The 26,766-nt window shown below is 69.0% G+C and carries 28 protein-coding genes and 1 tRNA gene; 16 read left to right on the forward strand and 13 right to left on the reverse strand.

Annotation, left to right across the window (positions count from 1 at the left end):
- Positions 1–6: 6 nt before the first annotated feature.
- From WG903_RS10440 to WG903_RS10475, 8 genes are read right to left on the reverse strand one after another with little or no spacing between them, the layout of a single operon-like run.
- Positions 7–1,260: a thiolase family protein gene (locus WG903_RS10440; RefSeq protein ID WP_340074995.1), complete on the reverse strand. Its 1,254-nt coding sequence runs from the start codon at positions 1,258–1,260 to the stop codon at positions 7–9.
- Positions 1,257–2,030 (reverse strand): SDR family NAD(P)-dependent oxidoreductase, encoded by a 774-nt coding sequence (locus WG903_RS10445; protein WP_340074997.1) that lies wholly within the window; start codon positions 2,028–2,030, stop codon positions 1,257–1,259. Before WG903_RS10445 ends, WG903_RS10440 begins: the two co-directional genes overlap by 4 nt.
- Positions 2,027–3,079: an MBL fold metallo-hydrolase gene (locus tag WG903_RS10450; RefSeq protein ID WP_340074999.1), complete on the reverse strand. Its 1,053-nt coding sequence runs from the start codon at positions 3,077–3,079 to the stop codon at positions 2,027–2,029. Before WG903_RS10450 ends, WG903_RS10445 begins: the two co-directional genes overlap by 4 nt.
- Complete coding sequence (locus tag WG903_RS10455) at positions 3,076–3,519, reverse strand: Zn-ribbon domain-containing OB-fold protein (RefSeq protein WP_340075001.1); 444 nt, start codon at positions 3,517–3,519, stop codon at positions 3,076–3,078. The genes WG903_RS10450 and WG903_RS10455 overlap by 4 nt, the downstream gene beginning before the upstream one ends.
- A complete protein-coding gene (locus tag WG903_RS10460) occupies positions 3,516–4,706 on the reverse strand; it encodes a thiolase C-terminal domain-containing protein (RefSeq protein ID WP_340075003.1) in 1,191 nt (396 codons plus the stop codon). Before WG903_RS10460 ends, WG903_RS10455 begins: the two co-directional genes overlap by 4 nt.
- Before the next feature lie 11 nt (positions 4,707–4,717).
- Positions 4,718–5,188 (reverse strand): Zn-ribbon domain-containing OB-fold protein, encoded by a 471-nt coding sequence (locus WG903_RS10465; protein ID WP_340075005.1) that lies wholly within the window; start codon positions 5,186–5,188, stop codon positions 4,718–4,720.
- A gap of 17 nt (positions 5,189–5,205) precedes the next feature.
- On the reverse strand, positions 5,206–6,405 hold the full coding sequence (locus tag WG903_RS10470; protein ID WP_340075007.1) for a thiolase family protein: 1,200 nt from the start codon (positions 6,403–6,405) through the stop codon (positions 5,206–5,208).
- The gene (locus WG903_RS10475; protein WP_340075009.1) at positions 6,402–7,505 is read right to left on the reverse strand and encodes a thiolase family protein; all 1,104 of its coding nucleotides are present in this window, start codon (positions 7,503–7,505) and stop codon (positions 6,402–6,404) included. The genes WG903_RS10470 and WG903_RS10475 overlap by 4 nt, the downstream gene beginning before the upstream one ends.
- Before the next feature lie 111 nt (positions 7,506–7,616).
- On the opposite strand from WG903_RS10475, the gene WG903_RS10480 reads away from it, so the two are divergent.
- From WG903_RS10480 to WG903_RS10535, 12 genes are read left to right on the forward strand one after another with little or no spacing between them, the layout of a single operon-like run.
- The gene (locus WG903_RS10480) at positions 7,617–8,378 is read left to right on the forward strand and encodes a TetR/AcrR family transcriptional regulator (protein WP_340075011.1); all 762 of its coding nucleotides are present in this window, start codon (positions 7,617–7,619) and stop codon (positions 8,376–8,378) included.
- A complete protein-coding gene (locus WG903_RS10485) occupies positions 8,371–9,549 on the forward strand; it encodes an ABC transporter substrate-binding protein (RefSeq protein WP_340075013.1) in 1,179 nt (392 codons plus the stop codon). Before WG903_RS10480 ends, WG903_RS10485 begins: the two co-directional genes overlap by 8 nt.
- Before the next feature lie 32 nt (positions 9,550–9,581).
- The gene (locus WG903_RS10490; protein WP_340075015.1) at positions 9,582–10,448 is read left to right on the forward strand and encodes a branched-chain amino acid ABC transporter permease; all 867 of its coding nucleotides are present in this window, start codon (positions 9,582–9,584) and stop codon (positions 10,446–10,448) included.
- Positions 10,445–11,422 carry a branched-chain amino acid ABC transporter permease gene (locus WG903_RS10495; protein ID WP_340075017.1) on the forward strand — a complete coding sequence of 326 codons (978 nt, stop codon included), beginning with the start codon at positions 10,445–10,447 and terminating at the stop codon, positions 11,420–11,422. The genes WG903_RS10490 and WG903_RS10495 overlap by 4 nt, the downstream gene beginning before the upstream one ends.
- Positions 11,419–13,038: an ATP-dependent acyl-CoA ligase gene (locus WG903_RS10500; RefSeq protein ID WP_340075019.1), complete on the forward strand. Its 1,620-nt coding sequence runs from the start codon at positions 11,419–11,421 to the stop codon at positions 13,036–13,038. Before WG903_RS10495 ends, WG903_RS10500 begins: the two co-directional genes overlap by 4 nt.
- Entirely contained in the window at positions 13,035–13,820 is a 786-nt protein-coding gene (locus tag WG903_RS10505; protein ID WP_340075021.1) for an ABC transporter ATP-binding protein, read from the forward strand. Before WG903_RS10500 ends, WG903_RS10505 begins: the two co-directional genes overlap by 4 nt.
- Positions 13,807–14,532, forward strand: coding sequence for an ABC transporter ATP-binding protein (locus WG903_RS10510; protein WP_340075023.1), 726 nt, complete (start codon positions 13,807–13,809; stop codon positions 14,530–14,532). The genes WG903_RS10505 and WG903_RS10510 overlap by 14 nt, the downstream gene beginning before the upstream one ends.
- Before the next feature lie 4 nt (positions 14,533–14,536).
- Entirely contained in the window at positions 14,537–15,394 is an 858-nt protein-coding gene (locus WG903_RS10515) for a CoA transferase subunit A (protein WP_340075025.1), read from the forward strand.
- Positions 15,381–16,253: a CoA-transferase subunit beta gene (locus WG903_RS10520; protein ID WP_340075027.1), complete on the forward strand. Its 873-nt coding sequence runs from the start codon at positions 15,381–15,383 to the stop codon at positions 16,251–16,253. The genes WG903_RS10515 and WG903_RS10520 overlap by 14 nt, the downstream gene beginning before the upstream one ends.
- Positions 16,250–17,164 carry an alpha/beta fold hydrolase gene (locus WG903_RS10525; RefSeq protein ID WP_340075029.1) on the forward strand — a complete coding sequence of 305 codons (915 nt, stop codon included), beginning with the start codon at positions 16,250–16,252 and terminating at the stop codon, positions 17,162–17,164. The genes WG903_RS10520 and WG903_RS10525 overlap by 4 nt, the downstream gene beginning before the upstream one ends.
- 19 nt (positions 17,165–17,183) lie before the next feature.
- On the forward strand, positions 17,184–17,483 hold the full coding sequence (locus WG903_RS10530; protein WP_340075031.1) for a cupin domain-containing protein: 300 nt from the start codon (positions 17,184–17,186) through the stop codon (positions 17,481–17,483).
- Positions 17,480–18,109 (forward strand): glutathione S-transferase N-terminal domain-containing protein, encoded by a 630-nt coding sequence (locus tag WG903_RS10535; RefSeq protein WP_340075033.1) that lies wholly within the window; start codon positions 17,480–17,482, stop codon positions 18,107–18,109. Before WG903_RS10530 ends, WG903_RS10535 begins: the two co-directional genes overlap by 4 nt.
- Before the next feature lie 47 nt (positions 18,110–18,156).
- On the opposite strand, the gene WG903_RS10540 is transcribed toward WG903_RS10535, so the two are convergent.
- Positions 18,157–18,230, reverse strand: a tRNA-Gly gene (locus WG903_RS10540).
- A 237-nt stretch (positions 18,231–18,467) separates the two neighbouring features.
- Between WG903_RS10540 and alaS the strand changes: the two genes are divergently transcribed.
- Complete coding sequence (gene alaS, locus WG903_RS10545) at positions 18,468–21,092, forward strand: alanine--tRNA ligase (RefSeq protein ID WP_340075035.1); 2,625 nt, start codon at positions 18,468–18,470, stop codon at positions 21,090–21,092.
- A gap of 3 nt (positions 21,093–21,095) precedes the next feature.
- On the opposite strand, the gene WG903_RS10550 is transcribed toward alaS, so the two are convergent.
- From WG903_RS10550 to WG903_RS10565, 4 genes are all read right to left on the reverse strand, one after another.
- Positions 21,096–22,232, reverse strand: coding sequence for an ABC transporter substrate-binding protein (locus WG903_RS10550; RefSeq protein ID WP_340075037.1), 1,137 nt, complete (start codon positions 22,230–22,232; stop codon positions 21,096–21,098).
- Positions 22,233–22,364: 132 nt separating this feature from the next.
- On the reverse strand, positions 22,365–23,087 hold the full coding sequence (gene trmB / locus WG903_RS10555; RefSeq protein WP_445263592.1) for a tRNA (guanosine(46)-N7)-methyltransferase TrmB: 723 nt from the start codon (positions 23,085–23,087) through the stop codon (positions 22,365–22,367).
- The gene (gene gluQRS, locus WG903_RS10560; RefSeq protein ID WP_340075041.1) at positions 23,057–23,935 is read right to left on the reverse strand and encodes a tRNA glutamyl-Q(34) synthetase GluQRS; all 879 of its coding nucleotides are present in this window, start codon (positions 23,933–23,935) and stop codon (positions 23,057–23,059) included. Before gluQRS ends, trmB begins: the two co-directional genes overlap by 31 nt.
- A 4-nt stretch (positions 23,936–23,939) precedes the next feature.
- Positions 23,940–24,890 (reverse strand): LysR family transcriptional regulator, encoded by a 951-nt coding sequence (locus WG903_RS10565; RefSeq protein WP_340075043.1) that lies wholly within the window; start codon positions 24,888–24,890, stop codon positions 23,940–23,942.
- A 108-nt stretch (positions 24,891–24,998) separates the two neighbouring features.
- On the opposite strand from WG903_RS10565, the gene WG903_RS10570 reads away from it, so the two are divergent.
- The 3 genes from WG903_RS10570 to WG903_RS10580 are packed head-to-tail and all read left to right on the forward strand — an operon-like array spanning position 24,999 to position 26,766.
- A complete protein-coding gene (locus WG903_RS10570; RefSeq protein ID WP_340075045.1) occupies positions 24,999–25,703 on the forward strand; it encodes a pirin family protein in 705 nt (234 codons plus the stop codon).
- Between the two features lie 35 nt (positions 25,704–25,738).
- On the forward strand, positions 25,739–26,215 hold the full coding sequence (locus WG903_RS10575) for a DoxX family protein (RefSeq protein ID WP_340075047.1): 477 nt from the start codon (positions 25,739–25,741) through the stop codon (positions 26,213–26,215).
- Complete coding sequence (locus tag WG903_RS10580) at positions 26,212–26,766, forward strand: flavodoxin family protein (protein ID WP_340075049.1); 555 nt, start codon at positions 26,212–26,214, stop codon at positions 26,764–26,766. The genes WG903_RS10575 and WG903_RS10580 overlap by 4 nt, the downstream gene beginning before the upstream one ends.

A 26,766-nucleotide genomic window follows, 5' to 3' on the forward strand; every position in this document is an offset into this window, starting at 1 on the left:
GTCCCTTCAGGGCTGCGCGCGTTGGAGGATCGTGATGCAGGCCACCGCTTCCTCGATCCCGTGCAGCCCGCCGCCGTTTTCGGCGATGGCGGTGCGCGCGCCGTTCACCTGGCGTGCGCCCGCCTCGCCGCGCAGTTGCTTGACGAGCTCGTGGATCTGGCCCAGCCCGGTGGCGCCGATGGGATGGCCCTTCGACTCGAGGCCGCCGGAGGGGTTGACGGGGATGCGGCCGCCGATGCGCGTCTCGCCGCGCTCGGCGAGCGGGCCGCCGTCGCCGTAGCCGCAGAAGCCCAGGTTTTCCACCTGGATGATCTCCCCCATCGCCGTTGCGTCGTGCACTTCGGCGACGTCGATCTCTTTCGGCCCCAGCCCCGCGACTTCGTAGGCGCGCTTCGCGGCGAGCGCGGTGCAGTGGCGCTCCACCTCGTCGGCCGCGCGATCGCTGCCGGACTGCACGACGCAAGCGAGAACGCGAACGGCGCGCCTCGCGTCGAGACCCAGCCGCCGCATGCCCTCGCGGGTCGCGACGACGGCCGCGGCGGCGCCGTCCGAGATCGGCGAGCACATCGGCAGCGTCAGCGGGTACGTGATGGGCGGCGCCGCGAGCACTTCGTCGACGGTGAACACCTTGCGGTACTGCGACAGCGGGTTCGCGGCGGAGTGTTCGTGGTTCTTCGCGGCGACCGCCGCCAGCTGGCGCTGCGTGGTGCCGAAGCGCTTCATGTGGAAGCGCGCGAAGGCGGCATAGACGTCCATGAAGACGCTGTAGGGGCGAGGCGAGGTGGTGCCGGGCGGCACGTCCACGCCCGCGCCCAGCTCGGCGAGCCGCCGCGCATTCTCTTTCGCGGTCGCGACGTCCCACGCCCCGTCGAACACGCTCATCATGCGTTCGCGGTCCGGCGAGAACATCTTCTCGGCGCCCAGCGCCAGCGCCACGTCGGCGTCGCCCGCGCGCAATGCGTTGACGGCAAGCTTGAATGCGGAGCTGGCACTGGCGCAGGCGTTCTCCACGTTGAAGACCGGGATGCCGCCCACGCCCAGGCTGCGCAGCACGATCTCGCCGCGGATCATCTCCTGGCCTTCCATGTGGCCCTGGGTCGCATTGGAAAAGAAGGCGGCCTGCAGCGCGGCGAGTTCGATGCCGGCATCGTTCATCGCCTCGACGGTGGCGCGCTGTGCGAGCTCGCGCAGCGAAAGGTCGGCGTGCTTGCCGAACGGCGTATGCCCGACGCCGACAACGAAGACGGGTTCCGCGTTCATAGCGCCGAAATCCCGCCGTTCATGCTGATCGCCTGCCCGGTGATCTTGGCCGCGGCAGGCGAGGCCAGGAACACCACCAGCTGCGCCAGCTCGTCTTTCGTCACCACGCCGAGCGCCGCCATCTTCTCCGCCTTGGCGAACACCTTCGCGCAGAACGGGTCGGCCATGACCGCTTCGAAGTGGCGCGTGCCGCTGGTCATCGACGGCGTGACCACGTTCGCGCGGATGCCGTTGCGGCGGCCTTCGATCGCGAGCGTGCGCGTGAACATCACGATGCCGGCCATCGACGCGCCGATCACCGACTCGCCGGGCGTGGGCAGTTTCGCGGCGTCGGACGCGATGTTGATCACGCAGCCGCGGCCGGCGTCCCGCAGGTAGGGCAGGGCCGCGCGGCAGCTCGTGAGCTGGGGCCGCAGCGTCCGGTCCAGGATCCCGGCAATGTCTTCCAGCGCGGTCTCGTGCAGCAGTTTCGGAACGTCGGTGCCGCCTGTGGAGTTCACGAGGATGTCGATGCGACCGAGACCCTCGTGCGCCGCCGCCATCACGCGCGCCGCATCCCCGGCGCGGCCCATGTCGCCGGCGGCGCACAGCACGCGCGCACCCGCGAACCGGGACTGGAGCGACTGTCGCGCATCTTCCGCGCGCGCGGCGTCGCGGCCGTTGATGAGGACCCCTTCGGCCCCCGCGGTGAGCAAGGCCTGCGCGCACGCGAGGCCTATGCCGGTGGTGCCGCCGGTGACGACGGCTGTGAGACCTTGCAACGGGTTCATGTGTGCCTTTCGGGTGCGATCCGATACCACTCGGTGCCGCTTTCGATCCGCTCGACTTGCGCCTCGCCGCGCTGGAGCAGGTAATTGATGTGCGCCACGCTTTCGCCGGTGGCCATGCTCAGGAGGTGCGGGTCGTCGCCGATGGGCCGCCGGAACAGCGCGTCGAACACGTCGACCACGCGCCGCGGCTCCTGCAATTTGGTCCGCAATCGCGTCAGGGCCTGCGTCACGCTGTCCTCCAGCTGCCGCAGCCGCTCGTGCAGGCCGGTGAAAGGCTCGTTGTGCGCGGGCAGCACCAGCACGTCGTCGGGCACACGCCGCGCAATTTCGGCCAGGCTCTCGAGCCATTCGGACAATGGGTCCGCCGCGGGCTCCGTGGGGTGCACGGAGACATTCGAAGTGATGCGCGGCAGCACCTGGTCCCCCGAGATCAGCAGCCGCAGCGCGGGACAGTGCAGGCATGCATGCTCGGGCGAGTGGCCGCGGCCGACGACCACATGCCAGTCATGCTCGCCGATGCGCAGCACGGCTTTGTCCTCGAGCCGGCGGAAGCTGTCGGGCAACGGGTGGATCATCCGGCCGAACGCGCCGAAGCGCGCGCGGTAGGTTTCGATCTGCGCGTCCTGCCAGCCGGCGCGCCGGTAGAAGCGCACGCCGTCGGCCGGTGCCTCGCGCCCGGTGTCCGCCACCAGCAGGCGGCAATTCAGGTATTCCAGGCGCGACATCCACAGTTGGCAGTCGAAGCGGCGCGTGAGCCAGCCGGCCATGCCGACGTGGTCGGGATGCATGTGGGTCGCGAACACGCGCGAAACGCGCCGCCCCTGCAGCGGCCCGCCGGGCGCGACGAGCTGCAGCCACGCGGTGGCCGTCTCCACCGTGTGCAGGCCGCTGTCGACGATGGCCCATGCATCGCCGTCGCGGATCGCCCAGAAGTTGATGTGGCTCAGGGCGAACGGCATCGGCATGCGCAGCCACAGCACGCCCGGCGCGACCTCCACGGCCTGGCCGGGTGCAGGTGGTTCACCGGCCGGGTAGAGCAATTCGCTCATGCCGTGGCTTTCGCGCGCACGAAGAGCGGCAGCACGCGCCCCGGGGCCTGTTCCTGCCACACGAGCTGCAGCGGCATGCCGATGCGAAGCTCCTGCGGCGGCACGTCCAGCACGTTGCTCACGATGCGGATGTCGACGAGGTCGGGGAAGGCGACGATGGCGATGTTGTACGGAACGTGTCCGCGCAAGGCGGGCGTCGACGCGTGGTGCACCACCGTGTAGCTGAAGAGCTCGGCCCGCGACGGGGCGAGCTTCCACTCCACGGCGGCGGACCCGCAGTGCGGGCACACGGGCGCGGGCGGGTGGCGCCATTGCCCGCACGCGCTGCAGCACTGGAAGCGCAGTTCGCGTTTCGCGCAGTAGTCCCAGAAGGCGAAATGGTCGGGCAGTTGGGGCGCGGTGATGGGGCCCAGGTCGGGCAGGTAGCTGGTCATGGTCATGCGGCGAGGAGGGCGGCGCTGATCGGGGTCGACCCGATGCCGGCGGTGACGAGGCCGACCCGTGCACCCGGCACTTGCGATGTCGATTCGCCGCGCAGCTGGCGCACGGCTTCGGCCACGAGGTTCAGGCCGTGGATGTACGCCTCCGACAGCAGGCCGCCGGCGGTGTTGAGGGGCATCGAGCCGCCACGGCGGATCTTCCCGGCCGCCACGAAGTCGCCGCCTTCGCCGCGGCCGCACAGGCCGAAGTTCTCCAGCGACATCAGCACGGCGGGCGTGAAGTGGTCGTAGATCTGCGCGAAGTCCACCTCGGATGGCGACACGCCGGCCGCGGCATAGAGGTCGTTCGAGAGCTGCTCGCCGTTGCCCCAGCCGTACTCGGCAGCGGGCATGGTGTGGCTGCCCATCGTCGCGGAGCCCCAGCCGGGGTTGCCGCCCTGCTGCGCGCTCAGCACGCGCACGGGCTTGCCGGGCAGGTCGCGCGCGCGCTCCGCCGTGGTCACGAGCAGGGCGCAGGCGCCGTCGTTCTCCTGGCAGCAGTCGTACAGGCGCAGCGGCTCGGCGATCATGCGCGCGGCCATGTACTGGTTGATCGAGAGCGGCAGGCCATGCATCACGGCGCGCGGGTTGCGCTGCGCGTTGTCGCGGAAGGCCAGGGCGACTTCCGCCAGGTGCTCGGTGCGGATGCCGTATTCGTGCATGTACCGCATGAAGCTCGGCGCCATCATGCTGGCGGGCATCAGCATGCCGAAGGGCGCGAGCAGGTCGATCTGCGGCACTTCCGAGAAACCGCCGGCCTCGCCATAGCGGCTGCCGGGCCGCTGCACGATCGAGCGGAACACCAGGACGTTCGCCGCCTGGCCACTTTCCACCGCCGCCACGGCATGGGCGAGCGAACCGCAGGCGCCGCTGCCGCCGCCCCCCCAAACCATCGAGGCGAAGCGCAGGTGCTGGATGCCCAGTGCGTGCTGCATCAGCCAGGGCAGCGAGGTGTCGCCGGAGTACGAGGCCAGCCCTTCGATGTTCCGCGGGTCGAGCCCGGCGTCGCGCGTGGCGTTGAGCGCGGCTTCGCAGGCCAGCGCCCATTCGCCGCGGTCTGCCTGCTCGCCGCGCTTGGTGTAGCGCGTCTCGCCGATGCCGACGATGCAGGCGCGCTGGCTCTCGCGCACGGGCGATGCACTGCTCATGCCGCCCGCCTTCAGTCCGCGCAGACGAAGCTGAAGTCTGTGATGCGGCCTTCGCGCGTCGCCCCGAATTTCACCTTGACGCGCTTGCCGGGTGCGATCCTCTTCTGGGCCGCATCCAGGTTGCTCAGGTCAAGGCCGTCGACGTAGTTGCCGATGGCCGAGTCGATCCCGTCCAGCTTGACGTACGCGATCGCCACCGGCGGGTTGCGCTTGCCCTGGAAGCCGCGCACGACGATGGTGGAGGCTTCGATGACGCCTTCGAACGCCGCTTCCACCCAGCCGTCGCAGGGCTCGAAGCTGCGCTCGCAATAGGCGCGCGGGGGCAGGTAGGTCAGTCCCGACTTGGAGCAGCTCGTCGCGAGGATCTTGCCCTGCTTGAGCCCTTCCATGAACTTGCCGGCGACTTCGCCGAGGGAATAGTCGTAGCGCAGCGTCACCACTTCGTTGATCACGCCGCCGGGTTCGGTGTTGCGTTCGCTCATTGCTGTCTCCTGGAATTTCAGTGGCCGTGCGGCTGGTCGCCGAACACGGTGCAGTTGTAGAACTGGGCGATGCCGCCCACCGCCGACGACACGGCGTTGTGCACGTTCGGAACCTGCATCGTCCCGGCTCGGCCCATCACTTGCGTGGCAGCGTCGATGGCGCGGACAAGGCCCGACACCGCGATGGGGTTGGTGCACAGCGTGCCGCCCGAAGGGTTGACCGCCACGGCGCCGCCCTCCATGTCCCAGTAGCCTTCCTTTTCCAGCCGCAGCGCGGTGCCCGGCGCGCAAAAGCCCAGGCGCTCCAGCTGCAGCGGCGTCATCACCGTGTAGGGGTCGTAGAACTCCGTCACCTGGACCTGCTCCAGCGGGTCCGTGATGCCCGCCTGCTTGTAGCAAACCGACGCGGCTTCGCCCGCGATCACGAAGTCGGTGAAATCGGCGTCGGTCGTCGGCGTCATCCGGTCGCCGATCCAGTAGGTGGTGGTGCGGCTGGCCACGCCGTTGATGAACGCGGGCCGGGAGCAGAACTGCTTGGCCATGTCCATGTTGCCGACGACCATCGCGGCGCTGCCGGACGAGCGCGGGCAGATGTCGAACAGCTTGAGGGGCGTGCTGATCATGCGCGAGGCCATCACGTCCTCGACGGTGATCAGGCCCTTCAGGTGCGCGTGCGGGTTCTTCGTGGCATGGCGGCGGGCACGGACCGCCACGCGCGCCAGGTCCTCCTCGGTGTAGCCGTAGCGTGCCATGTAGCTGGTGGTCCACAGGCCGACCGAGGTGTTCGTCGACAGCGGCATGTCGCGTTCGTAGAACACGTCGAAGATCAGGTTCAGCACGTCCTGCGCGTCCGGTGTCTCCGCGATGCGCTCCGCGCCGACGACGAGCACCGAGCGGTGCAGGCCCGAGCGGACCAGGTTGTAGGCGGCCTGCACCGCCGAGCCGCCGGTGGCGCCGCCCGTGTGCACGCGCAGCATCGGCTTGCCGGCGCCGAAGATGTGGTCGATGGACCAGCGGTCGGCATCGGCCACGCCCATGAAGTAGGTCGGCGCCAGCGAGAAGACGATGGCGTCCACGTCGCCGGGCGTCATGCCCGCGTCCTTCAGCGCGCCGGCGGCGGCGATCTGCGCCTGTTCGGCGAACGTGTGGTCCGGGTCGTGCGTCTTGAATTCGGTCTGGTAGGTTCCCAGCACGGCAACCGTGTGGTTCATGCTCATTGCGTCGCTCCCGTGCCTTCGAACACCATCACCACGTTGCCCTGCTGCGCGTAGCCGTGGCAGCCGTGCGCCGCGGCGCGCTTCACGCCAGGCCGCTGCACGGCACCGGCGCGGCCCGAGACCTGGAGCACGGCCTCGGCCGCGTTCACGAGGCCGGTGCAGAACAGCGGGTTCTGCGCGAAGGCGCCGCCCGATGGCGAGACCGTCTCCTTGCGCTCGATGCCGAATGCGCGCACGTAGGCTGCTTCGTGCCAGGCGGTCTGGGACTCGAGCTCGACCGCATCCAGTTCGCCGGCGCCGCGCAGGCCTGCCTGCTTGAGCGCCCTTTGCCAGGCGGTGCGCGCGGACTTCATGGCGCGCAGCCTCTGGCCGTCCAGCCGGTATTCGTCCGTGGCCCAGCCGATGCCCGCGATGCGCGCCAGCGGCTTGACGCCCGGGTTGCTGCGCAGGAACTGCTCGGACGCAAGCGCCAGCGCCACCGCGCCGTCGGTGTGCGGCGCGCGCTGCGCGGCGCGCAGCGGGGTGGCTTCGTAGGCGGAGGCCGCGACGGCGTCGCGCGTCGGCACGTCGTGCCCGATGCCGCGCGGGTTGCGCGCGGCCCGGGTGTAGGCGTCGAGCACGCGTTGGTTCGCCTCGCCGTCGCTCACGTCGAACTCGGCAGCAACGGCCTGCGCGAACAGCGCGTCGGCCACGGTGTCGTCGATGCCGAGAGGGCGGGTGTAGAAGGGCTCGCCACGCAGGCGGAAGACGGAGCCGATGTCGGTCTTGGACGTCTTGCACCAGCTGACGACGAGGCCCAGGTTCGATTCGCCGGCGAGGACGCGCGCGTAGGCGAGGGCGAGCGCGGTCGCGCCCGAGTCGGTCACCTTGATCTCGTCGGTGCCGTAGCCGCCGGCGGGCGCCGTCATCAGCATGCTCGAGATGGGGCGGCCGTCCATTTCGTCGCAGGCCCCCAGGGTCACGCTGTCGAGCTGGCGGCGGCTCACGCCAGCCGATTCGAGCGCCGCGCGCGAAGTGCGCCACGCCATTTCCTCGAGCCGCAGGCCGCGCTCCGCCCGGCTGGGCGGGTGCAGGCCGAGGCCCACGATGTACACAGTCATCCGAACGTCTCCTTTCGCGGCCGGGCCGCCGCTCTACTAAGTGGTTTCCCTAGGTTACCGATCGGTAACCGGACTTGACTCGCGAGAAACGATACCTTATCTTTCGGTCACATGCAACAGCGATCCAACGTTTCGAAGCTCAGGCCCAGCGCGCGCAAGGCCGCGGCCGGCGCGGCGCGCCCGGTCGCCGCCTGGGGCAATGCTCTGCCGTCCCAGGAGGAAAAGGACGAGCTCAAGCGCAACTCCATCCTTCATGCGGCCGCGCACTGCTTCAACCGCAGCGGTTTCCACGGGACGTCGATGGACGACATCGCCGAGCGGCTGGGCGTGACCAAGCCCGCCCTGTACCGGTACGTCAAGAACAAGCATGAAGTGCTCGCTGCGTGCTTCAACCTGGTGATGGACATGAGCTTCCGCCACCTGGAAGACGGCGAGCGCACGGGCCGCAACGGCCTCGACAAGCTGCGCGTGACGATCCGCGGCTACCTTGCCGAGCTGATCGGCGACTTCGGCCACCCCGTCGTGATCCTCGAGGAAGGCGCGCTGCTCCCGGACCAGCTGCGCAACCTGATCCGCCGCCGCGACCAGCTGGAGCGCCGCTATCGCGCGCTGGTCGAGGAAGGCATGCGCGACGGCAGCATCATCCCGTGCAATTCGAAACTGGCCGTCTTCGCGCTGTTCGGCGCGATGAACTGGGTGCCCAAGTGGTACCGGCAGGGCGGCGAGTGGTCCGCCGAAGTCGTCGCCGACCAGCTCGTGCAACTCATCACCCGCGCGCTCGACGCGCACCCCCAGGGGCTCCGATTAGACGCCGCAGGCGCGCCGGCAACCCTCAAAACCAACCCGACCCGATTGGAGACAAGCAATGCGTGATATCAAGTTCGTGCGGCAACTCGCCGCCGCCATCGCGGCAGGCGCGCTCGTGGCCGCCGCCGTCCAGCCCGCGGCCGCCCAGGGCGTCACCGACAAGCTCGTGAAGATCGGCGCGTACAACGCGCTGACCGGCCCGATCCCCCTCACGGGCAAGCAGATGAGCGCCGGCTGGAACGCGGCGATCCAGGCTGCCAACGACGCGGGTGGGGTGAACGGCCGCAAGCTCGAGCTGATCATCGAGGACGACGGCTACGAGCCTTCGCGCGCCATGGCCGCGGCCCGCAAGCTCGTCGAACGCGACCAGGTGCTGGTGATGACGGGGCTGGGCACGCCCACCACCGTCGTCGCCGCCAAGTACCTCGAGCAGGCCAAGGTGCCGCTGCTGTTCCCGATGGGCGCCAGCTCCACCCAGCTGAACCAGGCGGGCCTGAAGCAGTTGTTCATGGCGCATCCCGCCTACCTGACGCAGGCCGACATCATCGTCGGCTGGATGATCGACAACGCGGGCTCGAAGAAGCCCTGCCTGGTCTACCAGGTGGACCCGTCGGGCGAGGACCATTTCGCCGGCGCCAAGAAGGCCGTCGCAGCGCGCAAGATGGAACTGGCCGCTGCCGAGACCTTCGAGCGCGGAACCACCGACTTCTCGGCGCAGGTGCTCAAGATGAAGAACGCCGGCTGCGACTTCGTGTACACGGCGACCACGCTGGAAGCATCGGCTCGCCTCGTCACGGCAGCCGACCGCATCGGCTTCAAGCCCAAGTACGCCGGCTTCACGACGCAGGCCGACGCCACGCTGATCAAGCTGCTGGGCCCGCTGGCCGAAGGCTTCTACGCCGCCGACATGATGCCCCGTCCCGAAAGCGACGACCCGGCCATCAAGGCCTACCTCGCCAACCTGAAGAAGTATTCCCCGGACGTCGATCCCACCTTCTTCACGGCCTACGCCTACGCCGCGATGCAGCTGGTGATCGAAGCCATCAAGGAAGCCGGCCCGCAGCCCACGCGCGAGAAGGTGATCGCCGCGCTGGAAAAGTGGAACCCGAAGCAGTCCGCCATGATGGGCCCCGTCGTCTTCAGCGCGAACGACCACGACGGCAAGCGCTCGCTGTACATGATCCAGGTCAAGGGCGGCAAGTGGTCGAAGGCGTCCGACTGGATCGTCTCCAAGTAACGCGCGCACCGCGCCTTCACTGAGCTGCCGCCATGGATCAGGCCGTCATCAACGGCCTTGCCGAGGGGAGCGTGTACGCGCTCCTCGCGCTGGGCCTCGTGTTCATCAACCGGATCACCGAGATCGCGACGTTCGCGCACGGCGAGGTCTCGGCGCTCGCGGCCTTCATCGGCTTCTCGGTGTTCCATTCGCTGCACGCCCCGTTCGCGGTCGCGATCGTGGCCAGCATCATCGCCGGCGCCGTGATCGGCCTGCTCGTCGAGCGCGTCGTGATCCGCCCGGTGCAGACCAGCGGCCTGCTCGCCACCGTGGTGGTCACGCTCGGGCTGTTCTTCGTCATCCACGGCTCGGTCAAGGCGATCTGGGGCCCGGACGTGCGGCCGTATCCCTCGATCTTCGGCGAAGGCACGATCCGCATCGGCGACACGGCCATCGCGGCGCAGCACCTGGGCGTGCTGGCCACCGCATTCGTCATCGCGATGGGCCTGGCGGCCTACCTGCGCTGGACGCGCACGGGCCTGGCCCTGCGGGCGATCCCGCAGAACCGTTTCGGCGCCGCGCTCATCGGCCTGAACCTGCGCCGGCTCACATCGACGGCATGGATCGTCGGTTCGGCGGTCGGCGCCGTGGCCGGCGTGCTCATCGCGCCGCTCACCTTCCTGCAGCCGAACATGATGCAGGCGCCGATCATCAAGGCGTTCGCCGTCGCGGCGCTCGGCGGGCTGAGCAGCCTGGTGGGTGCCTTCGTGGGCGGGCTCGTGCTCGGCGTAATCGAGAACGTCGCGGTGCTCTACATCCCGACCTACCTGAAGGACACGATCGCCTTCGCATTCATCCTGGTGGTGCTGCTGCTGCAGCCGGAAGGCATGTTCGGCAAGCAACGCAAGGAGAAGGTGTGAACCGATCCCTCGTCCCCTGGGTCGTCCTTGCGATCGCCGTCGCGCTGCCTTTCGTGGCGGGCGACTACTGGCTCTACCTGCTCGCGCTTGCCGGCGCATACGGTGTCGTGTCGGTAGGGCTGAACCTGCTCACCGGCCTGAGCGGGCAGATATCGCTCGGCCATGCCGGCTTCTTCGCCATCGGCGCGTACGTGTCGACCATCGCGCAGCTGAAGTACAACGTGGCGTTCCCGCTCGCGCTGGTGATTGCCGTGGCAAGCGGCTGGCTGATCGGCCTGGGCGTGGGCTTCCCGGCGGTGCGGCTGCGGGGCCTGTACCTCGCCATCGCGACGATGGCCTTCGGCATCAGCGTGGAGCGCGGGCTCTACCACTTCAAGGGCATCACGGGCGGGCCCTACGGCCTCACGGTGAACCCGCCGAAGATCCTCGATTTCGCCTTCAACACGCCGGGCCGCATGTATTACCTGGTGCTTGCGATCGTGGTGGTCACGGTGCTGTTCGTCGCGAACGTCGTCAAGCGGCGGCCGGGCCGGATGCTCGTGGCCATGCGCGACAGCGAACTGGCCGCCAGCTCGCTGGGCGTGAACGTGCCGCGGCTGAAGGTGATGGCCTTCGCCGTCAGCGCGGCCCTGGCTTCGCTGGGCGGCGCGTTGTACGCGCCGATCATCAACTTCATCAGCGTCGAGCATTTCACGCTCTGGCTGTCGATCACCTTCGTCTCGATGATCGTCGTCGGCGGCCTCGGCTCGATTGCCGGCTCGTTCCTCGGCGCCGCTTTCGTCGTCGTGCTGCCCGAGCTGCTGCGCGGCTTCGGCGGCCACCACCAGCTGGTGTACGGCCTCGCGATGATCCTCGTGTTCGTGTTCTGGCCCACCGGCCTCATCGGCCTGCTGCAGAAGTCGTTCGACTGGGTTGCGTCGCGCATCCCCCGCAGGCGCCCGGCCACTCCCATCTCCGAGGCAAAGCCCACATGAAGTCCTATCCCATCCGGGACCGCGTCCTCGGCCGGATCGTGGCCGACAAGGCGCGCGAGCACGGCGACCGGCCCTTCATCCGCTTCGAGGACCGCACGATCACCTACCGTGACCTCGACGTGCTCAGCAACAAGCTGGCCAACGGCCTGGCCGCCCGGGGCGTGACCAAGGGCACGCACGTGGCCCTGATGATCGAGAACAAGCCCGAGATCGTGCTGCTGTACGTGGCGCTGGGCAAGCTGGGCGCCGTGTCGGTGCCGCTGAACACCGCGGCCAAGGGCGAGCTGCTCGCCTATTACCTGGAGCAATCGGACAGCGAGGTGCTGGTGGCGGACGCGGCGCTCGTGCCGCGCCTGGCCGCCATCGGCGGCCGCGTGCCCAAGCTGCGCAACGTGTTTTCGATCGCCGAGGCGGGCCGGGAACAGCCCGCCGCGGGCAGCATCGGCTGGCCGCTCGCCGATTACGCCAGCCTGATGGCCGCATCGTCCGACAGCGCGCCCGACGTGGACGTGCGCTTCAACGACCTCCACTCGCTGCTCTACACCTCGGGCACCACCGGGCCTTCGAAGGGAAACCTGTCCACCCACTCGCACACCGTGAGCTGCGGCGTCGTGCTGGCGGAGACGTATGGCTACCGGCCGGACGACGTGCTGTACGTCTGCCTGCCGGTGTTCCACGGCAATGCCTGGCTGTGCAGCGTCCTGCCGGCGCTGATCGCCGACGCATCGGTCGTGATGGTGCGCCGCTTTTCGGCGTCGGCCTTCTGGGACGACATCCGCCGCCATGGCGTGACGCAGTTCAATTCGCTCGGCGCGATGACGAGCTTCCTCTGGAGCCAGCCGCCCAGCCCGGCCGACCGCGACCACAAGGTGCGCCAGGTGATGGTGGTGCCCACGCCCAAGCAGTTCTACCACCAGTTCGAGGAGCGCTTCGGCATCAAGTTCACGTCGGTCTACGCACTGACCGACTGCGGCATGGTGACCGTGCGCGGCCCCGACGACCCGCCCTCCAAGTGGGAGTCGGGCGGCAAGCCCGCGCCGTACTGCGAGATGCGCATCGTCGACGACGACGACTTCGAGCTGCCGCGCGGCACGCCGGGCGAGATCGTCGTGCGCACCAGGGAGCCGTGGATCTTCGCGCAGGGCTACTACAACATGCCCGCGTCGACGACGAGCACCTTGCGCAACCTGTGGTTCCACACCGGCGACCGCGGCTGGATGGACGAGGACGGCTACATCTATTTCGTGGACCGCAAGAAGGACGCGATCCGCCGCCGCGGCGAGAACATCTCGTCGTTCGAGGTGGAGCAGATGATCCTCATGCACCCCGCCGTGCTCGACGTCGCCGCTTTCCCGGTGCAGTCGGAGCACAGCGAGGACGAGGTGATGGTGAGCGTGGTGCTGCGCGAGGGCGGCCGCCTCACCGAGGCCGAGCTGGTGCACCACTGCAACGACAACATGGCCTACTTCATGGTGCCGCGCTACGTGGAATTCCTGCCCCAGCTGCCCAAGACCATGACCGAGAAGGTCGAGAAGTACAAGCTCAAGCAGGACGCCCAGGCGCGCCTGGGCGAGATCTGGGACCGCGAGAAGGCGGGCATCGTGGTGAAGCGATGAACACGGGCACATCGCTTCTTTCCGTCGACAACGTGTCGATGCACTTCGGGGGCCTGAAGGCCGTCGATGGCGTCAGCATCACCGTCGCCGCGCACCAGGTCGTCGGCCTGATCGGCCCCAACGGGTCGGGCAAGTCGACGCTGATCAACGTGATCTCGCGCATCTACGAGCCGACCGGCGGCAGGGTGCTGCTGGACGAGAAGGAGATCGCGGGCGTTGCCGTCCACGACGTCGCGGCGCTCGGCATCACGCGCACCTTCCAGAACGTCCGCCTGTTCCCGACGATGACCGTGCGCGACAACCTCGCGATGGGGACCACTTCGGCCACGAAGGCCGGCTTCGTGACCAGCGGCCTCGCACTGCCCGCGGCGCGCCGCGAGGAAATGGCCGTCGACCAGCAGGTCGCGGAAGTCGCCGTCCTGCTCGGGCTGGAAGCGCACCTCGATCGCGTCGCGGGCGACCTGCCTTACGGGCTGCAGAAACTCACGGAGCTGGGCCGGGCCCTCATCTCCAACCCCAAGCTGATCCTGCTGGACGAGCCGGTCGCCGGCATGAATTCGTCCGAGAAGCAGGCGCTGGTCGCCGCGCTCAAGCGGGTGCGCGCGGCCCGGCCCGTCGCTTTCCTGCTGGTGGAGCACGACATGGCGTTCGTCATGAGCCTGACCGAATACCTCTACGTGCTGAACTTCGGCAAGCTGATCGCGCAGGGCCGCCCCGAGCAGGTCCGCACGGACCCCGGCGTGATCGAAGCCTACCTGGGAGCCGGCCATGCTGCGCATTAAGGGCCTGCAGGCCGGCTACGGCCGCGCGACGGTGCTGCACGACATCGACGTCGACGTCGCCATGGGCGGGCTCACCACGGTGCTCGGCCCCAACGGCGCGGGCAAGTCGACGCTGCTGCGCGCGATCTCCGGCGTGATCGACGCCCGCGCGGGGACCATCGAGTTCGAAGGCGAACGCATCGACAAGCTGGAGCCGCACGAGATCGTCAAGCGCGGCATCATCCACGTGCCCGAAGGCCGGCAGATCTTCCCGGACCTCACGATCGCGGACCACCTGCGCCTCGGCGCGATCGCCGCGAAGCTGCCGTCGTCGCGGCCCGAGGTCGAGGACTTCATCTTCCAGACATTTCCCCGCCTGAAGGAGCGCCTGCAGCAGCCCGCCGGCACCTTGTCGGGCGGCGAGCAGCAGATGCTGGCCTTCGGCCGCGCGCTGATGGCGCAGCCGCGCGTGCTGCTTCTCGACGAGCCGTCGATGGGGCTGTCGCCGGTGCTGGTGGAACAGGTGCTCGAAGTCGTGCGCAAGCTGGTCGCCGAGCGCAACCTCACCGTGTTGCTGGTCGAACAGAACACGCGCCTTGCGATGAACCTCGCGAACTCGGTCTATGTCCTGGAGAACGGCAGCATCGCGTTCTCCGGCAGCAAGGAAGAGGCGCAGGGCTCATCCGTCATCCAGGACCTTTACCTCGGGGGAAGCAGCAGCCATGCCGCGTAATGCAGTGAACAAGAGAATGGACATGGCCCAGGCGCTGGGGCAGGTCCGCCACGGCGACACCATCGGCATCGGCGGCATGACGCTGTACCGCAAGCCGATGGCCTTCGTGCGCGGGCTCGTGCGGCGCGAGCTGCGCGACCTGACCGTGGTGGGCATGTGCAGCGGCTTCGAGGCCGAACTGCTCGCCGCGGCGGGCTCTCTGGGCACGCTGCGCACGTGCTATTTCGGCCTGGAATTCCTGGGCCTTGCGCCCTTGCTGCGCAAGGCGGTGGAGCAGGGGCTCGTGAAGGTGGTGGAAGAAACCGAATACACCATCGCGGTCGGCCTGCAGGCCGCGCTGATGCGCGTGCCCTACCTGCCGTCGCGCGATTGCGAGGTCGGCACCGACTTCTTCCGCATCCGCCCGGACCTGAGGCGTGCGCCTTGCCCCGTCACGGGCGAGGAGCTCACCTGGTTCCCGGCGCTCGCGCCGCGCGTGGCGATCATCCATGCACCCATGGCGGATGAACAGGGCCACACCTGGCTGGGCGGGCAGCACTGCGTCGACGCGCAGCTCGCGATGGCTGCCGACTACACCATCGTCACCGCGGAGAAGATCGTGCCGACCGCGCAGATCAAGGCCGCGCAGGGCGGCGCCGGCCTCGTGTCCTTCATGGTCGACGCCGTCGTCGAAGCCCCCGGCGGCGCACACCCGACCAGCTGCTACCCCGACTACCCGCTGGACGTCGTCCACCTCACCAACTACCTGCGCCAGGCGCGCGGCGGCGGCGCCCCGCAGTACCTCGCGCAACACGTCCACGGCCCCGCCGGCCTGCCCGACTACCTGAAAAGCATCGTGGAGACCAGCCGTGACCCAGCCTGAAGCGCACACCGTCTCGGAAAACATGGTCGCCGCGATCTGCGCGCAGATCGAGGACGGCGACGTCCTGCTGGAAGGCATCGGCACGTTCCTGCCGACTTCCGCCTACATGCTCGCGCAGGCCACGCACGCGCGGCACTCGATCCGGCTGTGCCCGGTGGGCAACTGCTTCGTGCCGGATTCGCATTCGCTGAGCCTGGCCGCCTACGAGTTCGAGGCGCTCGAGCGGGCCGTGTACCGCTTCACGTACTGGGACGTGAACGGCTCGTACCTGCCCTCGTTCGTGACGGGGCGGCGCGGCGGCTGGAAGGAGTTCCTGCGGCCCGCGCAGGTGGACGCGACCGGCCGCACCAACAACGTGGTGATCGGCCCGTACGAGTCGCCGAAGGTGCGGCTGCCCGGCGCGGCGGGCCTGCCCGACGGCATCCCGGTGGAGGCGGCCCTGTACATGTACGTGCCGCGCCACGACCGCAACTGCTTCGTGCGCAAGCTCGATTTCGTGAGCGGCCCCGGCAATGAAGAGGGCGCGAAGCCGCACACCATCATCACCGACCTCGCCATCATGCGGTTCCGCCCGGGTGGCGTGCTCGAAGTCGAGACGCTGATGCCGGGCGTCACGCGCCAGCAGGTGCAGGACCAGACCGGCTTCGACCTGAAGTTCAGTGAGCGGCCGGTGCCGTTCACGCCGCTCACGCCGCAGCAGCTGGAGATCCTGCGCACCCGCGTGGACCCGCTGGCGCTGCGCGACCTGGAAATCTTCACCGGCGACGATCGCCTCGCACGCATCGAGCAGCTGGCACGGCGCGAGCCGGCGCGGCAGGTGCTGAGGAACAAGCTGGCGGAACTCGCGGCACGGGCATGACCCTGCGCACGGAGTACCTGGCGGCCATCGCGGCGCACGCCGGGATCGCCATCGACCGCGACCGCATCGAGCCGCCGCGGCAGGGCTTCGCGACGCTCAACGGCTTGCGCATGCGCTACCTCGAATGGGGCGACCCCGCCGCCCGGCCGCTCCTGCTGCTGCACGGCGGCGGCCAGTCGGCGCACACCTGGGACGCGTTCTGCCTGGCGATGAGCGGCCGGTTCCGGTGCGTGGCGCTGGACCAGCGCGGCCACGGCGATTCGCAATGGTCCGACGCCGGCGAATACGCCCTCGCGGACCACGCACGGGACGTCGCCGCGCTCGTCGACGCCCTGGCCTTGCACAGGCCGATCGTGGTGGGCATGTCGATGGGCGGCGTGAACGGGATCGCGTATGCCGCCTCGCACCCCGATCGCGTGGGCGGCCTGGTCTGCGTCGACATCGGCCCGGAGGCGCAATTCGAGCCCGTGGACCGGCTGATGCGCGGCCTGGGCGGCTATCGCGTGTTCGACAGCCCCGAGGATGCCGCGGCAAGGCTGTCGCGCCTGGGCGCGCGCCGCGACCCCGCGCTGCTGCGCGACACGCTGGCGCTCAACCTGCGCCGCCAGGACGACGGAACCTGGACGTGGAAGTACGACCCCCGCACGCTCGTCGGCCTGACGGCCAAGGACATCATGGATGCCCGCCGCCCGCTGTGGGGCGTCCTGCACCGCATCGCCTGCCCGGTGCTGGTGGCGCGCGGCGCCGACAGCGAAATCTTCACCGCCGACGATGCGCGCAAGTTCGCCGCCGCGCTGCCCGACGGGCGCTGGATGGACGTGCCGCGCGCCCGCCATTCCGTGCAGACCGACAACCCGGCGGGCTTGGCCGAAGCAGTCTCCCGGTTCGCCGACTCGATCGCCTTGCATTGACGCTACAGGAGCGCCTGCCATGACATCACTGCCCGACTTCGAATCCTTCCGCGCCGACGCCGTCGCCAGGGGCTTCGACGAAGTGCTCGAGCGCCGCTGGGCGCCGCAGGCCGTGACCGGGATCCACACGCACCCCTTCAGCGTCGAAGCCGTCCTGGTGGAAGGCGAGATGTGGCTGCAGCAGGGCCCGATCACCGTGCACCTGGTCCCCGGCAGCGGGTTCCAGCTGGAAGCGAACGTGCCCCACTCGGAACGCTACGGCCCCGAGGGCGCCATGTTCTACGCCGCTCGCCGCCGCGAGAAGCGGGAAGCCGCGTGAAGCTCCTCAGCGCGACGCCCAGCCCCTACGCGCGCAAGGTGCGGATCGCGTTGCACGAGAAGGGCATCCCGTTCGAGCTGCTCACCGAGGTGCCGTGGAACGCCGGCGCCACCGCGCCCCAATACAACCCGCTCGGCAAGATCCCGGTGCTCATCCTCGACAGCGGCGAGTGCTACTACGAGTCGCGCTTCATCCTCGAGTACCTCGAGTTGCGCAATCCCGAGCCGCCGATCTACCCGCGCGACACGCGCCTGCTGCTCGCGGCGAAGCGGCTGGAGGTGCTGGCCGACGGCGCCTGCGACGCCTTCGTGCTGGTCTTCATGGAGCGCCAGCGCCCCGAGGCGCATCGCAGCGCGCCCTGGCTCGCGCGCCAGCAAGCGAAGATCGCCGCCGCCGTCGACGAGATCGCACGGCTCATCGAGCCGGGCAGCGAATACGCGGTCGGCGACTCCTTCAGCCTGGGTGACATCGCGGTGGGGACCTTGCTGCAGTACCTGGACGTGCGCTACCCCGAACTGCCATGGCGCCGGCATGCGCACCTGGAAGCGCTGGCGCAGCGCCTGTGGCAGCGGCCCTCGTTCGAGCAGACGGTGCCGGTGAAGCAGACGGTCGTCGGGGCGGTTTGAGCCGGCCACCGCAGAAATGCGAAGAGCCCCGCGGTGGGGCTCCGGGCTGGAGCGGGCGATGGGAATCGAACCCACGTCTTGAGCTTGGGAAGCTCAGGTCCTGCCATTGAACGACGCCCGCAGGGTTGAGCGATTCTAAGTCAGCAGGGCTTCACCAACCCCTGGCGTCGATGAACTGCTTCACGCGCTGCGCGAGCAGCATCGAGCCGGCGTTCACGGAAGTTGAAAAGTCAACCTCCCCTGGGGGCCGAGCCGCGCAAGTCGGCAGGATTCCGCGGCACGTGCAAGAGGGAATGGCTCAGGCAGCGGGGCGGGGCATGGGCCACCCGATAAAATCACCGGTCCACCCGGAACCCCCATGACCCCCCGCAAATTCACCGTCGCCGAGATCCGCCAGACCTTCCTCGATTTCTTCGAGCAGCGGGGGCATGCCGTCGTCGCGTCGAGCCCGCTCGTGCCGGGCAACGACCCCACGCTGATGTTCACCAACTCGGGCATGGTGCAGTTCAAGGACGTGTTCCTGGGCACCGACAAGCGCCCGTACGTTCGCGCGGCATCCGTGCAGGCCTGCCTGCGCGCCGGCGGCAAGCACAACGACCTGGAGAACGTGGGTTACACGGCGCGCCACCACACGTTCTTCGAGATGCTGGGCAACTGGAGCTTCGGCGACTACTTCAAGCGCGAGTCGCTCAAGTGGGGCTGGGAGCTGCTCACCCAGGTGTACGGCCTGCCGGCGGACCGGCTGCTCGCCACCGTGTACCACGAGGACGACGAGGCCTACGACATCTGGACGAAGGAGATCGGCCTGCCGGCGAATCGCGTCATCCGCATCGGCGACAACAAGGGCGGCAAGTACAAGAGCGACAACTTCTGGATGATGGCCGACACCGGCCCCTGCGGCCCGTGCTCGGAAATCTTCTACGACCACGGCGATCACATCCCCGGCGGGCCGCCCGGCAGCCCCGAGGAGGACGGCGACCGCTTCATCGAGATCTGGAACCACGTGTTCATGCAGTTCGACATGCAGCCGGACGGCAGCGTGGTGCCGCTGCCCGCGCCCTGCGTGGACACCGGCATGGGCCTGGAGCGCCTCGCCGCGATCCTGCAGCACGTGCACAGCAACTACGAGATCGACATCTTCGAGAAGCTGATCGCCGCCGCCGGCCGCGAGACGCACACCAAGGACCTGTCGAACCCGTCGCTGCGCGTCATTGCCGACCACGTGCGCGCGACGTCGTTCCTCGTGGCCGACGGCGTGATCCCGTCCAACGAAGGCCGCGGCTACGTACAGCGCCGCATCATCCGCCGCGCCATCCGCCACGGCTACAAGCTGGGCCAGAAGACGCCGTTCTTCTACAAGATCGTGCCGGACCTCGTCGCGATGATGGGCGAGGCGTATCCCAACCTCGCCGCGAGCAAGCAACGCATCATGGACGTGCTGAAGGCGGAGGAAGAGCGCTTCTACGAAACGCTCGAGAACGGCATGGAGATCCTGGATGCGGCGCTGGCCGGCGGCAAGACCGTGCTGCCGGGTGATGTCGCGTTCAAGTTGCACGACACCTACGGCTTCCCGCTGGACCTGACCAACGACGTCTGCCGCGAGCGCAACGTCACGGTCGACACGGCGGGTTTCGAGCGGGCGATGGAAAAGCAGAAGGCCGCCGGCCGTGCCGCGGGCAAGTTCAAGATGGACCGCGCGCTGGAATACACCGGCGCGGGCAACGTGTTCACCGGCTACGAAAAGCTCGAGGAACCGGCGAAAGTCGTCGCGCTGTACCGCGAAGGCACGCCCGTGCAGCAGCTTGCGCAGGGCGAGTCGGGCGTGGTCGTTCTCGACAAGACGCCGTTCTACGCGGAAAGCGGCGGCCAGGTGGGCGACAGCGGCACCATCGCCGCGCAGGGCGTGCAGTTCGGCGTGGAGGACACGCAGAAGATCAAGGCCGACGTCTTCGGCCACCACGGCACGATGGCGCAGGGCACGCTGAAGGTCGGCGATGCGGTGAAGGCCGCCGTCGACACCGCGCGCCGCCAGGCGACGATGCGCAACCACTCGGTCACGCACCTGATGCACAAGGCGTTGCGCGAAGTGCTGGGCTCGCACGTGCAGCAGAAGGGCTCGCTGGTCGATGCCGACAAGACGCGCTTCGACTTCACGCACAACCACGCCGTCACCGACGACCAGGTGCGCGAGATCGAAAAGCGCGTCAACGATGAAATCCTCGCGAACCAGCCCACGCAGGCGCGCGTGATGGACATCGAATCGGCGAAGGCGACCGGCGCGGTCATGCTGTTCGGCGAGAAGTACGGCGACACCGTGCGCGTGCTCGACATCGGCAGCTCGCGCGAGCTGTGCGGCGGTACGCACGTGCAGCGCACGGGCGACATCGGGCTGTTCAAGATCGTGATGGAAGGCGGCGTGGCCGCGGGCATCCGCCGCGTCGAGGCCGTGACGGGTGCCAATGCGCTGCACTACCTGCAGGACCTGGAGTCCACCGTGAACAGCGCGGCCAGCACGCTCAAGTCCGCGCCGCAGGAGCTGGGTGGCCGCATCGTGCAGGTGCTGGACCAGGTGCGCACGCTCGAAAAGGAAATAGCGCAGCTCAAGGGCAAGCTCGCATCGTCGAAGGGCGACGACCTCGTGTCGCAGGCGGTGGACGTGAAGGGCGTGAAGGTGCTGGCTGCGCGCCTGGACGGCGCCGACGCCAAGACCTTGCGCGACACGATGGACAAGCTCAAGGACAAGCTCAAGACCGCGGCCATCGTTCTCGCGGCCGTGGACGGCGGCAAGGTGCAGCTCGCTGCGGGCGTCACCGCCGACAGCATGGGCAAGGTCAAGGCCGGCGACCTGGTGAACTTCGTCGCGCAGCAGGTCGGCGGCAAGGGCGGCGGCAAGGCCGACATGGCCATGGCCGGCGGCACCGACGCGAGCAAGCTGCCCCTGGCCCTGGAGTCGGTCCAGGGCTGGGTCGCCGAACGTGTCTGACGCTTAGCGGACGACTTTGCCGTCCGGCGTGATCGTCACCAGGTCGATCGCGCGAACCGAGTCGCGCACACCCGCGCGCAGGTTGATGCGGAAGCCGCCCACGTCGTAGTCGGTCATCGACGACATCGCGCGCTGCAAGGCGGCCTTGTCGAACTTGGTCCCGACGCCCGCGCGCTTGACGGCTTCGGCCATCGTCTTTGCGGCGATGAAGCCTTCCAGGCTTTCGTACGACGGCGTCTGGTCCGAGTTGTCGATGGCCGCGAGGTATTCCTTGACGATGGGCGTGGCGCGGCTCTTGGGCGAAGGCACCACCTGCGACACGACCACGCCGCCGATCTCCTTGCCCAGCGCGGTGAACAGCGGGTCGATGCCGACCACCGAGAAATTCAGGAACGAGCCCGCATAGCCCGACTTGCGCGCCTTGCGGATGAAGGCGGCCGTCGAGTTGAACAGGGACACCTGGATGATCGCCTGCGGGTTGGCCTTGGTGATCGTGGCGACCGCGTTGTCGACCTTGTCGCTGTTGACTGGCACGAATGCGGAAGCCACCAGCGGCGCCAGCTTCTGTTCGGCGAGCGCCTCCTGCACGGCCTGCAGGCCCGCGCGGCCCATCGCGTCGTCCTCGGCCAGGACGGCGATGCGCGTCTGCCCGAGGGTTGCGCAGTGGCGCACCATCTTCAGCGCCTCGTCGGCCAGGCTGGGGCGCACGTGGAAGACGTTCGGGTGCTTGGCGTCGCGCAAGGTGTCCGCGGCCGCGAAGGGCGCGAAGAAGATCGCGTTCTCGGCCGTGGCGACGTTGGCACCGGCATCGGCGCTGCCTGTGCCCACGAAACCGAACAGCAGGTCGGCGCCGTCGGCCAATAGCTTCTTCGCGTTTTCGCCGGCGCGAGCGGGGACGTACCCGTCGTCCAGTTGGCGCAGTTCGAACTGGTAGCCCGGGCTGTTCTTCTGCCCGTTGAAGGTGTCGACGTAAAGCTTCGCGCCGGCGGCGAAGGCCAGGCCGATTTCACTGGCGGCGCCGGTGAGCGGCACCGACTGCCCCAGCACGATCTTCTTCTGGTTCTTGGCCTGGGCCCATACGGGGCCGGCGACGGCGAGTGCGAGCGACGCGGCCAGGGCGGTTCTGCGGCGGATGGACATGGTGGGGACTCCTCTCAAACTAACTCGAAAGCGCTCAATGACGATACTCCTCGGGCATTGCCCCCACAAGGCGGGATCACCGGGGGCGCCATGCCGATTGCTCATGGGCGAATGCAGGCTTCGTGCCCGGCATCAGCGCTTGCGGAACACCAGGTCCCACACGCCGTGGCCCAGTTTCAGGCCGCGGTTCTCGAACTTGGTGAGCGGCCGGTACTCCGGGCGCGGCGCGTAGCCGCCGGCGGTGTTCTCCAGCGCCGGTTCGGCGCCCAGCACCTCGCGCATCTGCTGCGCGTACTCCTCCCAGTCGGTCGCGCAGTGCAGGTAGCCGCCCGGCTGCAGGCGCGAGGCGATCTTCGCGGCCAGCGGCGGCTGGATCAGGCGGCGCTTGTGATGCCGCTTCTTGTGCCACGGGTCCGGAAAGAACACGTGCACGCCTGCCAGCGACGCGGGCGCGACCATGTGGTCCAGCACCTCGACGGCGTCGTGCTGCACGATGCGGATGTTCGAAAGCTGCTGCTCGCCGATGCGCTTGAGCAAGGCGCCCACGCCGGGCGTGTGCACCTCGCAGCACAGGAAGTTGGTGCCGGGCATCAGCCCCGCGATGTGCGCCGTGGCCTCGCCCATGCCGAAGCCGATCTCGAGCACGGTGGGCGCATCGCGGCCGAAGGCTTGCGCCAGGTCCAGCACGCGCGGCTCGTAGCCGATGATGAACTGCGAACCCAGCTGTTCGCGGGCGCGCGCCTGGCCGGTGGTCACGCGGCCGCCGCGCTTCACGAAACTGCGGATGGTGCGCCTGTGCGGCGTCTTGTCGTTTTCGTCGTCACTCACGGGCTTCGATTGTAGGTGGCGCGCCATTGCGCCACCCACGCCGCCAGGGCCGATGCGACTGCGCCTTCCTGCGCCGGCAGGCCCAGCGCGGCCGCCGTGGCGTTGAGCGCGCGCAGCGGGTCGCGGGTTTCCGCTTCCACCGCGCCGTTCTGCTTCGACAGCTTCTCGCCGTTGGCGCCGAACACCAGCGGCGTGTGCAGGTAGCGCGGCGTCGCCGTGCCCAGCGCCTGCTGCAGCTGGATCTGCCTGGCGGTGTTGTCCGCCAGGTCCTCGCCGCGCACGACGTCGGTGATGCCTTGCGCCGCATCGTCGACGACGACGGCGAGCTGGTAGGCCCACAAGCCGTCCGCGCGCTTGAGGACGAAGTCGCCGACTTCGCGCTCGACGTCCTGCGATTGCGCGCCCAGGCGGCGGTCGGTCCACGCCACGCGGCCCGGCTCGACACGGAAACGCCACGACCGCGGCTCGCGCCCGTGCAAGCCGTTGCGGCAGGTGCCCGGGTAGACGAGCTCGCCGTGCCGCTCCTGCGTGCGCCCCAGCGCCGCGAGCGCGCCCTCGATGTCCTTGCGCGAACACGCACACGGGTAGGCGCGGCCGGCGGCCACCAGCGCATCGAGTGCGCGCTGGTAGTGCTCCCGCCGCGCCGATTGCCACAGCGGCGGCTCGTCGGGCACGAGGCCGCAGTCGGCCAGCTGCCGCAGGATGGTTTCGGCCGCGCCCGGCACGCAACGCGGCGTGTCGACGTCCTCGATGCGCACCAGCCAGCGCCCGCCGTTCGCGCGCGCATCGAGCCAGCTCGCCAGCGCCGCGACGAGCGAGCCCGCATGCAGGGGGCCCGTGGGCGAGGGCGCGAAACGGCCGACGTACGGCGCCATCGTGTCAGCCCAGGATGCCGTCCGCGAACCGGTGCCGCTCCAGCAGCGCCCGCCGCGTCGCGGGGCTCTCCAGCTGCTGCAGCCACCACGACAGCGCGCGGCCCGGCGGCGGGCTGGTGCGCCACGCATAGCGCATCGGAACGAGCCGCGCCGTGCGCTGCAGCTTCTTGACGACCAGCGTGCCGCGCTCGACGTGCGGCCGCGCGAGCGGCTCGGGCACGAAGCCGCCGCCCAGCCCGCGCAACTGCGCGTCGATCTTCGCGCGCATCGTCGGCACGGTCAGCACGTCCTGCCCGGGAAGGAGCGAGAAGGTCACGGCGGCGCCATGTTGCACGGAGTCGGCCACCGCGATGGCGCGGTGCTTCTGCACGATGTCGTCGCTGACCGGCTCGCGCAGCTTCGCCAGCGGGTGGTGGGGCGCGACGACGTACACGAACGGCATGTCGCCGATGGGCTGCGCCTGGATGCCGGCCGACGTGCCGGGGTCCAGCACCACGCCGATCGCCAGGTCGGCCTGGCCGGACGTCAGCTTCTCCAGCGTGCCCGACAGCGACTCGTCCAGCAGCCGCAGCCGCGTGGTCGGCGCCAGCTCGAAGAAGGCCTGCGCCAGCTCCATCACCGTGGCGCACGACATCACCGTGTCGACGGCGATCGTCAGTTGCGACTCCCAGCCGGTGGCCACGCGGCGCACGCGGTTGGCCACGGCGTCGATCTCCTGCAGCAGGCGCGCGCCTTCACGCAGCAGCTCGGTGCCGGCATCGGTCAGGCGCGCCTGGCGCGAGCTGCGGTCGAACAGCAGCACGTCCAGCGCGTCCTCGATCTGCCGCACGCGGTAGGTGACGGCGCTGGGCACCAGGCCCAGTTCGCGCGCCGCGGCGGCAAAACTGCCGCTCGTGGCCACCGCCTGCAGCAGCGAGAGGGCGTCGGGCGTCAGGACATCGCGCGGGGTTGCCATGGATGGGCCAGGGGCTTCAGTTTTTTTGAATGATGCCATCAAAGGCGGGAATCCTTCCGACACCGCCCGTGGACCAACATGGGAAGCATCAGGAAAGGAGAGCGCCCCATGCTCACGCTTCGCAAGTCCAACGAACGCGGCCTCGCCGACCACGGCTGGCTCAAGTCGTTCCACAGCTTCTCTTTCGCCGACTACTACGACCCCCAGCACATGGGCTGGGGCAACCTGCGTGTCATCAACGAGGACCGCATCGCGCCCGGCACGGGCTTCGGCACGCACGGCCACCGCGACATGGAGATCATCAGCTACGTGCTGCAGGGCAACCTCGCGCACAAGGACAGCATGGGCAACGTCAAGGGCATCCCGCCCGGCGACGTGCAGCGCATGAGCGCCGGCCGCGGCGTGATGCACAGCGAGTTCAACCACGCGCCCAACGAGACCACGCACTTCCTGCAGATCTGGATCGAACCGAACGTGCGCGGCATCGCGCCCAGTTACGAACAGAAGACCTTCGACGAGGGCGAGAAGCGCGGCAAGCTGAGGCTTGTCGCGTCGCCCGACGGTGCCGAAGGCTCGGTGCTGATCCACGCGGACGCGCGCGTGTACGCGGGGCTCTTCGACGGCGCGGAAACCTCCACGCTCCAGCTCGATCCCACCCGCAAGGGCTACGTGCACGTGGTGCGCGGCGAAGTGGAAGTGAACGGAAAGAAGCTCGTCGGCGGCGACGCCGCGCAGCTCGAGAAGGAATCGCAGGTCACGCTGTCGGCGGGACGCGATGCGGAAGTGCTGGTCTTCGACCTCGTCGGCCAGTGATCATCAAACGGAAAGACGTCGAAGGGAAAAACACGATGTACCCCACCACCACCAACACCCCCACCAACGGCGCGCAAGACGCGCTCGCCCTGATCGGCCGCATGCTGGTCGCCTATGTGTTCGTGCCCTCGGGCTTCGCGAAGCTCATGGGCTTTGCCGGCACCGCCGGCTACATCGCCAGCAAGGGCGTGCCGTTCCCCGAGATCTGCGCGGCCATCGCCGTGTTCGCCGAGCTGGGCCTGGGCCTCGCCGTGCTGGTCGGCTTCCAGACCCGCTGGGCGGCGCTGGGCCTGGCGATCTTCGTCGCGGTCATCACGCCCCTCTTCCATGGCTACTGGGCCGTGCCCGAGGCACAATTGATGGCGCAGAAGATGAGCTTCAACAAGAACCTCGGCATCATCGGCGGCCTGCTGGCCTTCGCGGCCTTCGGCGCCGGCCGCCTGAGCGTGGACGGCGGCGTGCGCAGCCGCGATGAAGAGCCGGCCGGCCGGCCCGCCTACGGGGCACGATGACGCGCATCGCGGTCGTCTACCACTCCGGCTACGGCCACACGCAGCGCATGGCGCAGGCGGTGGCCGAAGGCGCCAACGCGGAGCTGGTGGCGATCGACGCCGACGGCAACCTCCCGCCCGGCGGGTGGGAGGACCTCAAGGCCAGCGACGCGATCATCTTCGGCTCGCCCACCTACATGGGCGACGTCAGCTGGCAGTTCAAGAAGTTCGCCGACGCCTCGTCCAAGCCCTGGTATGCCCAGGCGTGGAAGGACAAGGTGGCGGCGGGCTTCACCAACAGCGGCGGCATGAGCGGCGACAAGCTCAACACGCTGCACACCATCATGACGCTGGCCAACCAGCACGGGATGATCTGGGTGAGCCTGGGGCTCATGCCCTCCAACCTGAAGTCGTCGAAACGCGACGACGTGAACTACCTGGTCTCGTACACCGGCGCGATGGCCGCTTCGCCCACCGACGGCGGCGCGGCCGACATGTCGGCCGGCGACCTCGAGACCGCAAGGTTGCTCGGCGCACGCGTGGCGGAGATCACCGCGCGCCTCTATCCTTAG

Origin of the sequence: Ramlibacter sp. PS4R-6, assembly GCF_037572775.1 — a bacterium.
Taxonomy (GTDB): domain Bacteria; phylum Pseudomonadota; class Gammaproteobacteria; order Burkholderiales; family Burkholderiaceae_C; genus Ramlibacter.

What these genes read in the sequence shown, in the direction of transcription:
- WG903_RS10505 (WP_340075021.1), top strand. Translation starts at nt 13,035, where the DNA reads ATGAACACGGGCACATCGCTTCTTTCCGTCGACAACGTGTCGATGCAC.
- WG903_RS10445 (WP_340074997.1), bottom strand. Translation starts at nt 2,030, where the DNA reads ATGAACCCGTTGCAAGGTCTCACAGCCGTCGTCACCGGCGGCACCACC.
- WG903_RS10485 (WP_340075013.1), top strand. Translation starts at nt 8,371, where the DNA reads ATGCGTGATATCAAGTTCGTGCGGCAACTCGCCGCCGCCATCGCGGCA.
- WG903_RS10565 (WP_340075043.1), bottom strand. Translation starts at nt 24,890, where the DNA reads ATGGCAACCCCGCGCGATGTCCTGACGCCCGACGCCCTCTCGCTGCTG.
- WG903_RS10500 (WP_340075019.1), top strand. Translation starts at nt 11,419, where the DNA reads ATGAAGTCCTATCCCATCCGGGACCGCGTCCTCGGCCGGATCGTGGCC.
- WG903_RS10460 (WP_340075003.1), bottom strand. Translation starts at nt 4,706, where the DNA reads ATGAGCAGTGCATCGCCCGTGCGCGAGAGCCAGCGCGCCTGCATCGTC.
- WG903_RS10475 (WP_340075009.1), bottom strand. Translation starts at nt 7,505, where the DNA reads ATGACTGTGTACATCGTGGGCCTCGGCCTGCACCCGCCCAGCCGGGCG.
- WG903_RS10525 (WP_340075029.1), top strand. Translation starts at nt 16,250, where the DNA reads ATGACCCTGCGCACGGAGTACCTGGCGGCCATCGCGGCGCACGCCGGG.
- WG903_RS10530 (WP_340075031.1), top strand. Translation starts at nt 17,184, where the DNA reads ATGACATCACTGCCCGACTTCGAATCCTTCCGCGCCGACGCCGTCGCC.
- alaS (WP_340075035.1), top strand. Translation starts at nt 18,468, where the DNA reads ATGACCCCCCGCAAATTCACCGTCGCCGAGATCCGCCAGACCTTCCTC.
- WG903_RS10510 (WP_340075023.1), top strand. Translation starts at nt 13,807, where the DNA reads ATGCTGCGCATTAAGGGCCTGCAGGCCGGCTACGGCCGCGCGACGGTG.
- WG903_RS10455 (WP_340075001.1), bottom strand. Translation starts at nt 3,519, where the DNA reads ATGACCATGACCAGCTACCTGCCCGACCTGGGCCCCATCACCGCGCCC.
- WG903_RS10490 (WP_340075015.1), top strand. Translation starts at nt 9,582, where the DNA reads ATGGATCAGGCCGTCATCAACGGCCTTGCCGAGGGGAGCGTGTACGCG.
- WG903_RS10550 (WP_340075037.1), bottom strand. Translation starts at nt 22,232, where the DNA reads ATGTCCATCCGCCGCAGAACCGCCCTGGCCGCGTCGCTCGCACTCGCC.
- WG903_RS10440 (WP_340074995.1), bottom strand. Translation starts at nt 1,260, where the DNA reads ATGAACGCGGAACCCGTCTTCGTTGTCGGCGTCGGGCATACGCCGTTC.
- WG903_RS10580 (WP_340075049.1), top strand. Translation starts at nt 26,212, where the DNA reads ATGACGCGCATCGCGGTCGTCTACCACTCCGGCTACGGCCACACGCAG.
- trmB (WP_445263592.1), bottom strand. Translation starts at nt 23,087, where the DNA reads ATGGCGCGCCACCTACAATCGAAGCCCGTGAGTGACGACGAAAACGAC.
- WG903_RS10480 (WP_340075011.1), top strand. Translation starts at nt 7,617, where the DNA reads ATGCAACAGCGATCCAACGTTTCGAAGCTCAGGCCCAGCGCGCGCAAG.
- WG903_RS10470 (WP_340075007.1), bottom strand. Translation starts at nt 6,405, where the DNA reads ATGAGCATGAACCACACGGTTGCCGTGCTGGGAACCTACCAGACCGAA.
- WG903_RS10465 (WP_340075005.1), bottom strand. Translation starts at nt 5,188, where the DNA reads ATGAGCGAACGCAACACCGAACCCGGCGGCGTGATCAACGAAGTGGTG.
- WG903_RS10450 (WP_340074999.1), bottom strand. Translation starts at nt 3,079, where the DNA reads ATGAGCGAATTGCTCTACCCGGCCGGTGAACCACCTGCACCCGGCCAG.
- gluQRS (WP_340075041.1), bottom strand. Translation starts at nt 23,935, where the DNA reads ATGGCGCCGTACGTCGGCCGTTTCGCGCCCTCGCCCACGGGCCCCCTG.
- WG903_RS10575 (WP_340075047.1), top strand. Translation starts at nt 25,739, where the DNA reads ATGTACCCCACCACCACCAACACCCCCACCAACGGCGCGCAAGACGCG.
- WG903_RS10570 (WP_340075045.1), top strand. Translation starts at nt 24,999, where the DNA reads ATGCTCACGCTTCGCAAGTCCAACGAACGCGGCCTCGCCGACCACGGC.